The organism is Prevotella sp. SGI.167, from assembly GCF_050313615.1.
GTDB lineage: Bacteria > Bacteroidota > Bacteroidia > Bacteroidales > Bacteroidaceae > Prevotella.
In genome coordinates, this window is the sequence record NZ_JBNPLT010000002.1 from 195,557 (window position 1) to 209,958 (window position 14,402).

Below are 14,402 nucleotides of genomic sequence, written 5' to 3' on the forward strand. Positions count from 1 at the left end.
ACGATTCCTCTTTTTTATGGATAAGTATCCTGCTTACCAAAGCGGGAAGCAAGATACCGAAATCTACATTACTTAGCGACAAACTTCACTGCTGAGGTCTTGCCATCTACATTAGCTACAAGGTGATATACACCCGCAGCAACCTTACCCAAAGCTACGCTAGCCTTATCGCCAGAATGAACATTCTGCAAGGTCTTCTGAGCCATCAGCTGACCGGCATTGCTATAAACTGAGAGAACAACCTTGTCGGCATCAGCATCGATAGTAACATTCAAAATACCGTTCTCTGCATCTCCATTTACAGTAACATCGCCCTTAGAGGCATCAGCCACAACATTGTTGATACCTGTTGCAGCATCAACAGTCAAGGCTATGACACCAGTAGTAGAAGCACCATTGGCATCAGTAGCCACAACATTGATGTTGGTTGAACCGGAAACCTGCTTAGCAGCAATGATGATACCATTCTCCGACTGATAGAGAGCAGCCAATGAAGGATCGGCAATCTGAGCAGAGAAGGTCATGACATCGCCATCAACATCCTCGAAGAAATCAGCAAAGTAGTACTGGGCTGATGTCTCACCACCCTTAAGGGCCAAGTCGGCAGGACCCACATACTTAGGTGCACGGTTGGTATGTTCAACGTTGTAGTTGACAACAACTGAGCTTACATTGCCTGACTCGTCCTTGGCATTTACGGTGAAGGTATGCTTGCCAGCAGTACCATAATCCGGAACAAGAGCCACATTGAGCTTCAAGCTGCCGCCAGCCTCAACAGTATAAGTACCATTGCTTTCAGAAATACCTTCCTGAGTACCGTCCTCATTCGCATAACTCTCAACAGATGCGATACCGTCAGCATCGTTCAAGCTTACGGTGAAAGCCTCACCCTCGGCATCAGCAACAGTTACAGGAACCATCGCCTTGGAAGCCTCAGGAACAGTAGTCTCACCTTCAGGAGCGGTGATGACAGGAGCAGCATTCTTATCGAGATAGATGTGATAGTTGTAGAGCTTGTTGTATGGATCATTGCTCTTCACTACGAGAGTAGCCTTGTTGTTCTTAGAGAAGTAAGCGCTCTTGGCATTCACCTCGAACAGTACAGGAAGAGCCTCGCCTGGAGCAATCTCGCCTTCCTTCTTCTCGTTGAGCAACTTAATCCATGGCTCACCCTTCTCCTTCTCGATACAAGTCATGAAGTAACCGAAGGCACCATAGCTGTAAGCATTGTCGTAGAGAGCCTCGATGTCAACCCAGCCACCCAAAGACTTCAGGTGTGCCATATAGCGATTGGTCTCCATGTCGCCATCCTTGGTAGCCATCAAGGCTGATGACTTGTAGCCGGCAGGATACTTCAATACGACATAGAAGGTATCAGCAGGGTTGATGTAGATAGGGTTGTCAAACTCCAACATACGTCGAACACCCCGGTAGCTGCCATCCTCAAGAGGTTCTTCCTTGACAATATGAATCTTGCCATGACCGATGGTCTTCTCGGTAGCAGTAACATCATTGCCCAGAATAACAGAAGCCTCGATGTCTACATTCTCCAAGTCGCCTACAGTACCGACGAAATAGAGATGAGTAAGATTGAAACCTTCAGCAGGAGCCTCATAGCGAGTTGCTGCATAGAAGTTCTCATCCAGAGCAGTAGCACCCGTACCCATCAGGGCTGCCTGAGCATTGGCTACAGGGTTGAGCACTGGATAATAGAGCGCATTGCCCTCGTAACCTGAAGGCAAGTCGTAGAAGAACTTCTGATCGTCCTTCACCTTCTTCAAGCCAAGAGCCTTCACCATGCCCTTCTTGCCGGAAATCTTCTCTACACAGGTAGCCACGAAATTCTTGGCAACATCCTCTGAAGGATAAGAGATGACGTTATAGGAAGGAGCAGGAACGTTGCTGCCATCATCTACATTACCTGCATCACGACCAGATGGATCGAGACTCAATGAGTAAATAAGCTTATACTTGCCATCATTCATCAGATTAACGGTAGAAGTGCCCTTATAGTCAGAAGCCACGTTCTCAATGTGCAACTCCTCTGGGTCGAATGCCATGACAGGAGCCTCTGTGATATTCAACTTTATGGTAGAGTTGTACTCGGTATTTTCCAAGCCCTCTACAGAGAATACGAGAGGATAATCCTTAGCATGAACCTCAGAAACATTATAAGGAGTGATTCTGAACTTAACGGTATCCTCACCTACCACGATAGGTGCCATCATGCCGCTCCGGTATGGAACCCATGCCTTGGCAGCATCATCAGCAAGTGCCATTGGACCTGGATCGATTCCGTCATCACCACTGTTGTTTGCTGAAGTATAAACCTCAAGTGAAGCCTCTGGCATAGGCCATGGGTCATCAGGATCGGCAGCAACAAACATCTCAGAAGCTACGTCTGTAATGGCAAAAGCCTTAGTACCCTTGTTTACTACATAGAATTCATAGTAAGAAGGATACATTGGGTTTTCATCTACAGGCTGCTCAACATTGATTACCTCTGGGAACTCAGCCTGAACCTCACCAGTGATATTCAGCGTAACAGGAATCTTAACGCTTGCACGAGAAGGATCGTTGGTGGTAACGTTCAACTCATAATCATAAGTATCAGCCAGCTGGTTAGCCTTCAACTCAACCGGCATTTCAACCTGCTCACCTGGAGCCACAACATAGTTCTTATAAGGTGTAAACTCAATGGTATTGCCGTCGGTGATATACATATCAGCAGGAGTAATACCGCGGGTACCGGTATGATCCATGATACCACAGAGTCCGAATACACCCAACTGGAATCCATCAGGATCTACATGGTACTGGAACTTGAAGGAACCGTCCTTGCGGAGAATCACCTCAAAGTTCATACCCAGCATCATCGTATTGCCATAATTCTTATAGCTTACAATGACCTCATCATCCTTTGCCTTGTAATATACACCATCAGAAGATGGAGTATTCATAGAATGGTTACCCCAGAATGGGCAGATGATGTTGGTATAGAAGGTTTCTGTTGTTGGCAGACTTGCTGGTGGCTCAGGGAACTGCTTGTAATCCTCTACCGGAGCATCGAAAGATACGAAACCTGTATTGTAGATATACATGCTCTTATACTTCTTGCCATAGAATGGGAACTCGAATGGAAGTTCTACCTTCTTGAAGTCTGTCTTATTAATATAGTATGCATAAGGCATGTGCTCGGTATAGTCGTTGGTGATGTCTACCCAATTGTAAGGTACATCGAAGCCATCGAGCTTAGACTTGAACACATAGTCTACAGTAGAGTTACCGTTAGCCTCCAGGTCGGAAGCTGTATACCAAGAAGCAGGCTCAGCAGAGAACGTAAGGTTCTCATCGCCCTCGTTGGTTACCTGGATTGTCTTTTCTACGTTGGTACCATAAGGAGTTTCAACCTTCAGGCTCTCGGGATTACTCTTCCAGGTAGGATTACCAATCACCTCAGCCTTCAATGGGATTTCCTTGGTTGTACCATCCTGATAGGTGATAACGAGAACATCTTCGACAGTACCCTTCTCGGCAGTAGGCAATGTTACTACGATATCCTTGCCCTGACCTGCAGGAACAGAGAATGCAGCTTTCATTTCTTCTGCGAGAGTAAACTTGCCGTTCTTGACAGATACGCCAGCTACCTGGAGAGCATCCTTACCATTGTTGCTCAACAATACTGTGCGCTGCTGGGCTGAAGTACGGAATACCTTACCGAAATCTACGCTGGTAGAATCGAGAGCAGCCTCAGCCTTCAGGTTGTCGCCAACGATGTTGGCAGTCAACTTGACAGATGCACTTGGGTTAATTGGGTCGTTGGTGATAACGGTGAGATAGTTTGTCAGAGGTCCTGCCACCAAATCATCGTTGGCTGCCAATGTTACCTTGATTTCCTTGCTTTCACCATTGCCGACATAGCCATCAGTGCTTGACAGGCTCTTGATCATAGACTTGGCAGGAGCCACAATCTTGATGGCGCTGCCTGTCTGGATATCATAATAAGGAGCATTCAGACCATCGTTATCCTCCTGTACCTTGCTGGCATCAACAAATATACAAGGGTCGGAAGCAGCAATATCGCTGACACCTACGAAGTTGTGACCACCAGAACCGAATACGCCTGCTGGATTATAATCATCGTAGTAAACCTCTACACTTCCGTCAGGGCAAAGAGCCATGTGGAAACTGATAGTAGTTGTTTCGCCACCACCATTGGTTGCAGGAGTCACCACATCCTTGAACTTGACATAGAACTTACCATTCTTATGACCATAAGTAATCTTACTGTTGGCACCCATGTCCATCCAGCCTGAGTTGGTATAAGCAGAAATATAGCCCAATCCCTGTACACAATCGCCAGTAGGAACCATACAAGAGATACGACCATCCATCTGCTGCATAGAGACACCACCATAAGAAGATACGTAAATTTCATCATAATCCTTACCATAGAATGGGAACTTGAAGCCTACCTTGATAGGACCAGACTGCCAATTATTATTGGTAAACTGCGAGGTGATGTCCTTCTCATCAGCCAACTCTGGAGCAGCCTCGTACTTGAATGATTCGTCACCGGCTACGTTAGAGATGGTAGTATAACCAAACTTATGTACCTTGGCAGTAGAACCTACTATCTTCTCGGAAGAGAACTTAGGGAAGACATACTGCAAAGGATAGTTACCGGTGTTCTTGATAGTGATAGTAGCAGTCTTATCCTCACCGCCTACCTTCAGGTCGCCTGCTTCGTAAACATCAGGAGTTACAGTCTGCTTGGCAGGAACTGAAGCGACACCACGAACCAGGAATGAATGCTGATTACCATTCTTATCGGTCAGGGTGATGGTACTGCTGAAGTTGCCCTCCTTGGTAGGAGCGAACGTCACAGGCAACGTACCGGTAGAGCGGGCTGCAATATTCTTGGCACCCTTTGACACGTTGAACTGATCGGATGAAGACTTCACTTCGTTCTGTGAAGCCTGGAGCATACCATATTTACCAGCGAACACACCATAACCGCTATTGGTCAACTCTACATCAATGGTCTTGGTCTGACCCACCAGCAAGTCACCGAAGTCAACCAGCTGCTGACTGTGCAATTCTGGCTTATAGCCCTTCACGGTCATAGCTAAAGCAACCTGCTGCTTGGAATCAACAGCCTCATTGCTCTTGACATGGATATTGAACTTATAAGTACCATTCACCAGTTTCTGACCATCATTCTTCAGAGTAACCTTCTGGCTTTCGTTAGGACGAACCTCACCGCTGATAGGCTCAGGGTTGAGTACCTGACTCCAGTCTGGGTTCTTGCTGATGGCCTGTACTGCCCATGTGAGCTGATTAGCTACAGCCTCGAAGCTGGTGCCCTTGAGGACCTCACTCAACTGAGTCCAGGTTGTACCGTTATCAGAGCTATAGAAGCTGTACTGGGCAACATCGGTTCTGGTAGTCTTGCCTGTACCCAATGGGTTCTTGGCGCCTGCAGGGAACTTAGCCACTACCCAGAAGCTTGAACCTGGAGCAAAGTGAATCTGCTCTTTCAGGGTGATAGGATAGTTGTATGCCCAGAAATCATAATTAACCTTCTGAATCAAACTTGCAGTAGAGATAGTACGTGAACCGTCGTAAATCTCAATCACAGGATCCTGTCCGTTCTGTCCCTGGAAGTGAAGATCAGTCAGGTTGAAACCATTAGGATAAGTTGCCTTATCTACATAGAAATACTGAGCCAAAGCATTTGGCAGCTTGGTATCAGTTTCACCGATATAGCTGTACAACTGGTTGGAATAAGTCAAAGTGTCTGGCCAGTCCTTTGCCTGATAGTTGGAAGTAGCCACAGCATTGCGCTTCACAAGTGTTGGGCTGACTGTACCGCTGAAAGGAAGAACCTGACCTGGGTTTGGATTCTTGATACGACCGCTGGTAGACATAGTAGCTCGGGTCGTAGCAGTAGTAAGCTGATACTTCAACACGCCCTCACCTGCATTCTTTACATTGAAAGAAGCCTCAGCTGTGGAAGCCTTGGTTGCATCTACTGTCATAGAAAGGTTCTTCTGATCTACCTGAACCTTAGGACCTGCATTTGTGGTAGCCTCCTTGATTGGAGATACGGCAGAAGCCTTACCCCAACGGTTGTAAGCCACAATTGCAAAATAATACTTAGTAGAAGCCTTCAAGCCTTCTACCTCATAAGACATCTTGTCGCCAGAATACTTGAACTTGGTATCTACAGTAGCAGAGCTCAACTTATTCAAGTCGTCTGTAGCAGAGAAAGCCTCTGTGCTATAATAAATTACATGATGATCGATGCTCTTCTCTTCGGTTTCAGGAATCGTCCATTCGATGAGAGCATTGTCGTGAGATGCAGTAACAGTGAAGTCGGCAACAGCCTCAGGCACACTACCCTCCTTGCCCTGCAAAGCCTTGTAAGCATCAATATAACCGGAACCCATCAAGCCCTCGTACTCGGGGTTCTGAGTATAAAGGTCGTTTACAGAAGTGGTAAGCAATGTTCGGAGAGTCTCATTAGAGAACTGCTTATTACCATATTTGGAAAGAATCAAGGCTGCAATACCAGATACATGAGGACACGCCATAGAGGTTCCCTCGTTGTAACCATAGGTACTGTTAGGCAAGGTACTCAATACGCCATACTGCTGACCATTGTCTTCCAAACCACCAGGGGCTGTCACATCAACCCACTTACCACGGTTGGAATAATAAGCCACGCTTCCGTCTGGAGCCATAGAACCAACAGCCACAACCTTGTCAAGACAACCTGGATAATAGTTGCCTTCCTCACCATTGTTACCGGAAGCAAAGATACAGAGACCTCCGTTCATCTTGTCGCCACCACCATTCTTGGTGAAGTAATCAACAGCTTCGGTAACCGACTTATCCTCTTCGTCAGCAACACCGGCACCCCAAGAACACTGGGCAATGCTTGCACCGCGATCGGCTGCATAAACAATGGCAGCACCGAAATCAGCTACAGCAGAACTGCTGGCACGGCTATCAAATACCTGGCAAACCATCATCTTGACACCGCCCTTACCGTCGCTACCACCGGCAACACCGCAGACACCGATACCATTATTATTGGTTGCACCTACAGTACCTGCTACGTGAGTACCATGAGAGTGAGCGTTGATATCGCTTGAATTGATAACAAAGTTATAGCCGTAGATATCATCTACATAGCCATCACCATCATCATCAACACCAGGCTTACCGTTCAACTCGGCTGTGTTGATCCACACATTGTCCTTCAGGTCTGGGTGATCTACCTGGAAGCCACCATCAATGATAGCAACCACAACATCCTTAGAACCGGTAACACCAGTTTCCCAAGCCTTGAACACATTGGCATCAGCACCCACCTTGGTTCCTGCGATATGACCATCGTTGTTGTAATGCCACTGATCGTTGAGCAATGGATCATTGAAAGGCATGGTAGAAGCAGCCTTGGCAGCCTTTGCTACAGCAGCTGGAGAAATCTCCAGAAAACGCTCACCGCCAATAGGCTTGTAAAGAGGAATACGCTGTGCGTAAGATACGCCTTCAGCAGAACGGAACAGGTTTCTTGCCTGGGCCAATTTCATACCTGATGCCTCATAATGGACATCATACCAAAGATCCAGTCCTGCTGCCTTGTGCTTAGCCTCATCCTTACCGGCATAAGGGAAAACACGGGTCATGGAGACTGCCTTTACTTTCTGATTGACCCTGTCGAGCGGGGTCACGCCAGTCTGAACATACTTCTTGTTGGTGCCTTTTACCGACAACGGAAGCTTAGCCGCAATCATACGGTCGGCTATCTCACGCTGGAGTTTGACACGCACAACGCCCTCTACAAAGTTAGACTCTGCAGATTGTGTAGTAGAAGATGTAGACTGCGCACTGATACGAACGTTGCTGCCTAAACACAGCACCGCACATACAAGTAATAGTAATCTTCTTGTCATGTTTGTTTTGTTATTAAAATAATATAAAAATAAAATTTCTCTTTCGTCTATATAAACTGAGTGCAAAATTAAATATTTTTATTGAAATACCAAAACAATCCCATCATTTTTATATAAAAAAGCGTAAGAAAAGTGTAATAGCACAAAATACCTCTACACATTTCTTACGCATTATAACCATACCAGATTCTACCCTAATAAATCATCACTTTCCTTACCCGCCCATCTTTCTGTCGAATAATGTTCACACCCTGCTGAGGCTTTGAGAATCTGATTCCATCCGGAGTATAATAGCCTTCAATGTCAGACAGTTGAGGCATCGTCACCCCTGCTATGCCATCCACAGTATTGTCTGTTACCTTTACTTCATCCAGGAAGAAACGGCCCTTATCGGCTGTAAAGCTAACCTTCACCTCACCCGTTGCGTAAACAGAAGCCCCCAACTGAGTCCATTCGCCCTTCTTGAGAGGTACTGAATACTTAGACAGTTCAGACTTGCGGATAACCGCCATCTGCCTTGCGCCATTATTCACATCGGTTATCTCCAGATACAACTTGGTGGCATCACTTTTTTCATCCCATGCCGCAGCTTTGAATGAAAGTATCGCAGAACCTTTCACCGAAAAAGTTGGCGTGGTGATATTTCCGGCAACTCCCGATTTTCCGAGTCTTACGCAGCCGTTGGCTTCGTAAACAGTTCCTGTACTGGTCCATCCACCATTATCCAAGTCCTCATCCAACACTTGAGTTCCAGAAATACTACCTTTCCACAGGTTATCGTTTCCACCTGTACCATGACACTTGTCAAACGATTCATATAATAAAGTAGAGCCTGAAGGCTGTACCGGTGTATCAGGCTTCTGATCGCCAGAGCGCTCAGCCTTACTCACCGTAAACGATGCCGAACCATCACTTGCAATGGCGATATTCTTGATGTCAAGATGCATATACTTAGAACCGTCAGCATTCTTATTATATAAGGTGGAAGCCGGTTGGGATGTAGCCGTAAGACTACTATTAGACAGATAAGGATAGAGATCACTTGCCGAACCATCCAAATAGGTCGACTTGCCTGCTCTGAAGATGGTAAGACGAGGATGGTCATTCACAAATTTCTGATTGGCTTCGTCATAATATTCACTATTCGAGTTCAGTACATTATAATACCAGACATCAGCATCATAATCTACATGAGTAATCATGACTCCCGCTCCTGGAAGTTCTGTATCCCATCCTGACTTCTGTCGGTTTTCAATGATGTAGCACTCGTCTTCATGTGCCTTGTTTCTGATGATATAAGCATCTCCTCCTAGACTCATCGCCATGACATCAGCCACCTTTGTCTCCTCTTCTATATCCGTCAAGTCATGAAGAGTAATCCAACCACAGCTTGCTTTCTCATAAGCCGAATACCCAGCAGGCCATTTTCCGTCTCCATTGTAACTGCCACTATCCATCAGGTCAAATTCACCCAATCCAAACCATCTGGTATAACTGGTGTCATAAAGATCGGGCAAATCCAGACAGTGAGAGAATTCATGGCAGAAAGTACCGATTCCATCGAGTTTGTTCAGACCATTCAATTCACAGCTGCAGGCGTAAGTATCCACCTGAAGCCCATCAAACTGCAACACTTTGCCATAATCTGACAATGACAAAGCATACATGTGAGGCCAAATGGTAGAAGCTGCACCACCATTGGCTTCGCCTTTACCGGCATAGAGAACAAAGACCTGTTCCACTTCGCCATCATTATCCCAATCATACTTGGAGAAGTCAACTCCCTGCTGCTTCGCCCAAAGGCAAGCCTCAGCAATCATTGCACCCGCATGCAAATCTTCACCGTCAGAACTATTCGCGCCATAATAAGCAGTGGCATTCTGCAGAGGACAGATACCAACCACGTCGAAATTCAGTTCGAACTGTCCCATACTTTGGGTACAGAAATAATCCTTCACACTGCCACGGAAGCCATTTTCCTTGTAATTATCGCCATTGACTATCTGCTTATACAATGTCAGATCATGCCCACTCTGGAACTTACGATCGGAGAATTCGGCTAAAATGACAAGTCCCTTCCTAGTTCCTCGGAAACTATTCTGTTTTGCTTTCGCCTTTTGAAGATGAAGTTTCTGTCGAGATTGAACCTTTGCACGACGGACTGCCGCTTTCTTCACGCGAGACAAGGAAGCAGTAGAATCCAATCGCTTTCCCTGTCCTGTTGTTGCATCCATGACATACTTGGTTCCGTCTTCCGAAACATAATAATGCATGAATTCATCGCCCACTAACTGTACACGAACCTCAGTTCCATCAGTCAAAGTCATCAAACGCCAAACGCCTCGCTTTGCAGGCACTGCCATAGAAGACAATGCCATACAAAGCAAGGCGTTCAATAAACAAAATCTTATCTTCATATCTGAATGAATATCATAGGATAAAAAAAGATGCTTGATTTCAGCCGATTCTCTTACTTCAAGACAATCTTGCAATCATCCAGGCTCTCTACAGTAGCGAGAGCCTCATAACGGATTCCCTCCTTGCGCAGGAAGTCACCACCATGCTGGAAAGCCTTCTCGATGATGAAACCCATCGCCTCGATCTTGGCGCCAGCCTTCTCGCAAAGGTCCATCACACCCTTGGAAGCGTTACCGTTGGCGAGGAAGTCATCGATGAAGATAACATGATCGTCTGGAGTCAGGTAGCTGTTGCTCACGCAAACCGTATAGTCACGATCCTTGGTAAAAGAGTGAACCACTGAGGTAATCATTCCTTCCATGGTCTTAGGCTGCTTTTTCTTGACGAAGACAACAGGAAGATTGGTCAGATAACCCACCATGATAGCTGGAGCGATGCCCGAAGCCTCGATAGTAACAATCTTGTTGTACTTGATGTCCTTGAAAAGGCGCACGAATTCCTTAGCCAGGTCCATCATCAGGATAGGGTCCATCTGATGATTTACGAAGCTATCTACTTTTAAGATTCCACCAGGAAAGCAGCGGCCCTCCTGCATTATTCTTTCTTTCAGTAAATCCATTATGACTTGAACTTTAATATGGTTATTGGGTGCAAAATTACTACTTTTTTCGCAAACAAGGAAGTTTATCGCCCAATAATTTTGTTTTGTCTGTAATTTACCGTAATTTTGCAGCGAAAATAACTGGGAGTGAAAGAAGTTAAGGAGTTACCCCCAATAAAAATTATAAGATTATGAATCCATATATCAAGCAATTCCCCGACCTCATGTCGGGCAAGAAAATCATGTATGTTCACGGTTTCCTCTCTTCTGCTCAGAGCGGCACCGTGAAGATGTTGCAGGAGCTGATGCCTAACGCCACTCTCGTAGCTGAGGACATTCCGGTACATCCTGAAGAAGCCATAGAGATGCTGCAGAAGATGGCAGAGACAGAACAACCCGACCTCATCATCGGTACTTCGATGGGCGGAATGTACACCGAACTGCTGAAAGGATTCGACCGCATCCTCGTAAACCCAGCTTTCGAGATGGGCAATACGATGAGCAGCATGACCGGCAAGCAGGAATTCCAGAACCCGAGAAAGGATGGAGTGAACGAACTGATGGTTACCAAAGGTCTTATCAAGGAATACCGCGACTTCACCGAGCGATGCTTCCAGGATATCACTCCCGAGGAACAGGAACGTGTTTATGGTCTCTTCGGTGATGCAGATCCGGTGGTCCACACCTTCGACCTCTTCCATGAGCACTATCCGCAAGCCATCCCATTCCATGGCGAGCACCGACTTATCGACAAGGTTGCATTCCACTATCTCTGTCCGGTAATCCGCTGGATAGACGACAAGCAGAACGGAAAGGAGCGCCCTATCGTATACATCGACTTCGATGCCCTGCACGACAGTTACATGAAGGCAACCAGTTCGATGCACAAGGCTTACGAGATGCTGATAGAGCATTACAACGTATATATCGTAGCCCCAGCGCCAACCAACGACCATGAATATATGGCGAAGGTGCAGACCTGGGTAGAGGAATATCTCTCTACCCCAGCCTACAACCACATCATCTTCTGCAACCAGAAGAACCTGCTCTACGGCGACTACTTCATCGACCCTCGCCCATGCGACAGTTTCATGGGTACAACCATAGAATATGGCAGTGATGAATTCAAGACCTTCGAAGAAATCATCACCTTCTTCGAAAGACTGGGAGGACAGTGATTTAATTTATAATTGATAATGTACAATTAATAATTACCAATAAAAAAGGTGCAACTCACTTTCTTACTTGTGAGTTGCACTTTTTTTATATATAAATATCTTTGATTCTTATGCCTTATCCATATTCTTTGGCAATACGAGGTTCAGAATCACGGCGAGCAGGAAGACTACTGCCACACAGTTATCTGCGAAAACGGTGCGCACAATCTCCGGGAAGATATTGAACATACCTGTTGCAGATGTGAATCCGAGACCTACGCTGAGAGAAAGACTCACGATGACCATGTTGCGCTGAGAGAAGCCGGTACGCGCCATCATGCCGAAACCGGCAAAGAGGATGCTACCGAACATCATGATAGTACAGCCGCCCAATACAGCCTGAGGAATCGTAGTAAGTACATAACCGATAGCTGGGAAGATACCACCGATAATCATGATGATGGCACCCATGGCAATAGTAAAGCGGTTCACTACTCCCGACATAGCAGCCAACCCTACGTTCTGACTGAAAGAAGTGATAGGAGTACAACCGAAAAGACCGGAAACCGAACTTACGAAACCATCGCAGCAGACTGCCGCACCCATCTCCTTGGTTTTAGGATCACGCTTCAACGCACTGTTGCAGAGCGCAGAAGTATCACCAATCGTCTCTGTGGCAGAAACCAGATATACAGCTACAACTGAGAGAATAGCACCAATATTAAACTCAGGTGTAAATGGAAGAAGCTTTGGCAAAGCTACGATAGAGAGACCAGAAAGTCCACTGAAATCTATCATTCCCATAAACAGAGCCAGAACATAACCTACCAGCAGTCCTACCAATACAGAGAGAGAACGCAAGAAACCCTTGGCGAAAATCTGACAAAGCAGACAAGCCAGCAAAGTGACAGAACCCACAACCCAGTTGTTCATGCTACCGAAATCAGCAGCACCCTGACCACCCGCAAAAGAGTTGGCACCTACAGGAAGCAGCGAGAAACCGATGGCTGTTACCACGGTAGCTGCTACTACAGGCGGAATGAGCTTGATCCAGTACTTGGCGAAAAGTCCGAGTGTTCCTTCTACCAGACCGCCGATGATAACTGCGCCTACCAAGGTACCCATACCATGAGCACCGGCAATGGCGATGGCGAGCGAAAGGAAGGTGAAGGAGATACCCATTACGATAGGCAGACGGGAACCGATACGCCATACCGGATAAAGCTGCACCAAGGTACCGATACCGGCGATGACCATACAGTTCTGGATAAGCACGGCGCTCACCGAACTGTCCAATCCTATCGCACCGGCAAGAATCATGATTGGTGCAATGTTGCTGACAAACATTGCCAATACATGCTGAAGACCAAATGGGAGTGCTTTACCAACGGGCACTCTGCCGTCTAATTTGTAGAGAGTTTCTATTGACTGTTCCATTGTCGTTATAATAATTAGAGAATTTCCTTCATCAAGAATTCAGGGACTTTCTGAATTTGGCGACAAAATTACAAAGAAAATCTGAGAAATTGTTCCTTTTCTCCATTTTTCTCTATCCGGCATGATAGAATACAAGAAGAATCTACGAAAAAAGGAAGGCTGCTGTCCATATTCTGTGCAACCTTCCCTTTTTATCTTATCTCATTAATACTCTGTCTTTTCTGTATTTTCCTCCCACATGCGGAAAGCGCCCAGCGCCTCATCGCGCATCAGGGCAATCATCGGCTTATGGCGGTCTTCTATCTTGCGGTCTATCTCCTCGTAGATAAACTCATCATCGAAACCTATCTTGGCTGCATCCTTTCTGTCGTTGGCATAATAGATACGGTCGAGATGTGCCCAATAGATAGCACCCAGACACATCGGGCATGGCTCACAGGAGGTATAAATCTCGCAGCCCTCCAGATTGAAGGTCTTCAGCTTGAAACAAGCCTGGCGCACACAGTTCACCTCGGCATGTGCAGTAGGGTCGAGGTCGATGGTTACGCTGTTGGAAGCCTCTGCGATGATGATACCGTCCTTGGCAATCACAGCACCAAAAGGTCCGCCACCCGTCTTCACGCTATTCTTTGAGAGCTCAATAGCTCTATGCATCAATTCTTCTTTTGTCATTCGTTTATTTTTTTAGATTAATAATATCCCATCTTTCATTTTGGGACTACAAATATACAAAAAAGAATTGATACGGCAAGGCTTTCATACGAAAAAAATACTTAATGGAATACTTCTTTTTCCATCACCTCGTTAATTATCCATAATTATAAA

6 protein-coding genes are annotated in these 14,402 nt (G+C 46.1%); 1 reads left to right on the forward strand and 5 read right to left on the reverse strand.

Annotated features, from left to right (window positions below):
• Positions 1–68: 68 nt before the first annotated feature.
• The 3 genes from ACQRBJ_RS02270 to xpt form a co-directional block, all read right to left on the reverse strand.
• Positions 69–7,964, reverse strand: a complete 7,896-nt coding sequence (locus tag ACQRBJ_RS02270; RefSeq protein ID WP_445302758.1) for a S8 family serine peptidase — start codon at positions 7,962–7,964, stop codon at positions 69–71.
• Between the two features lie 194 nt (positions 7,965–8,158).
• Complete coding sequence (locus ACQRBJ_RS02275) at positions 8,159–10,381, reverse strand: M6 family metalloprotease domain-containing protein (RefSeq protein ID WP_445302759.1); 2,223 nt, start codon at positions 10,379–10,381, stop codon at positions 8,159–8,161.
• A 53-nt stretch (positions 10,382–10,434) separates the two neighbouring features.
• Positions 10,435–11,001 carry a xanthine phosphoribosyltransferase gene (xpt, locus tag ACQRBJ_RS02280; protein ID WP_295346330.1) on the reverse strand — a complete coding sequence of 189 codons (567 nt, stop codon included), beginning with the start codon at positions 10,999–11,001 and terminating at the stop codon, positions 10,435–10,437.
• Positions 11,002–11,171: 170 nt separating this feature from the next.
• Here xpt and ACQRBJ_RS02285 point away from each other — a divergent pair, with 170 nt between their 5' ends.
• Positions 11,172–12,161: a YqiA/YcfP family alpha/beta fold hydrolase gene (locus tag ACQRBJ_RS02285; RefSeq protein ID WP_295346385.1), complete on the forward strand. Its 990-nt coding sequence runs from the start codon at positions 11,172–11,174 to the stop codon at positions 12,159–12,161.
• A gap of 108 nt (positions 12,162–12,269) precedes the next feature.
• Here ACQRBJ_RS02285 and ACQRBJ_RS02290 read toward each other — a convergent pair whose 3' ends face one another.
• Complete coding sequence (locus ACQRBJ_RS02290) at positions 12,270–13,577, reverse strand: nucleobase:cation symporter-2 family protein (RefSeq protein ID WP_441199587.1); 1,308 nt, start codon at positions 13,575–13,577, stop codon at positions 12,270–12,272.
• A gap of 204 nt (positions 13,578–13,781) precedes the next feature.
• On the reverse strand, positions 13,782–14,249 hold the full coding sequence (locus ACQRBJ_RS02295) for a nucleoside deaminase (RefSeq protein ID WP_089544843.1): 468 nt from the start codon (positions 14,247–14,249) through the stop codon (positions 13,782–13,784).
• Positions 14,250–14,402 lie beyond the last annotated feature (153 nt).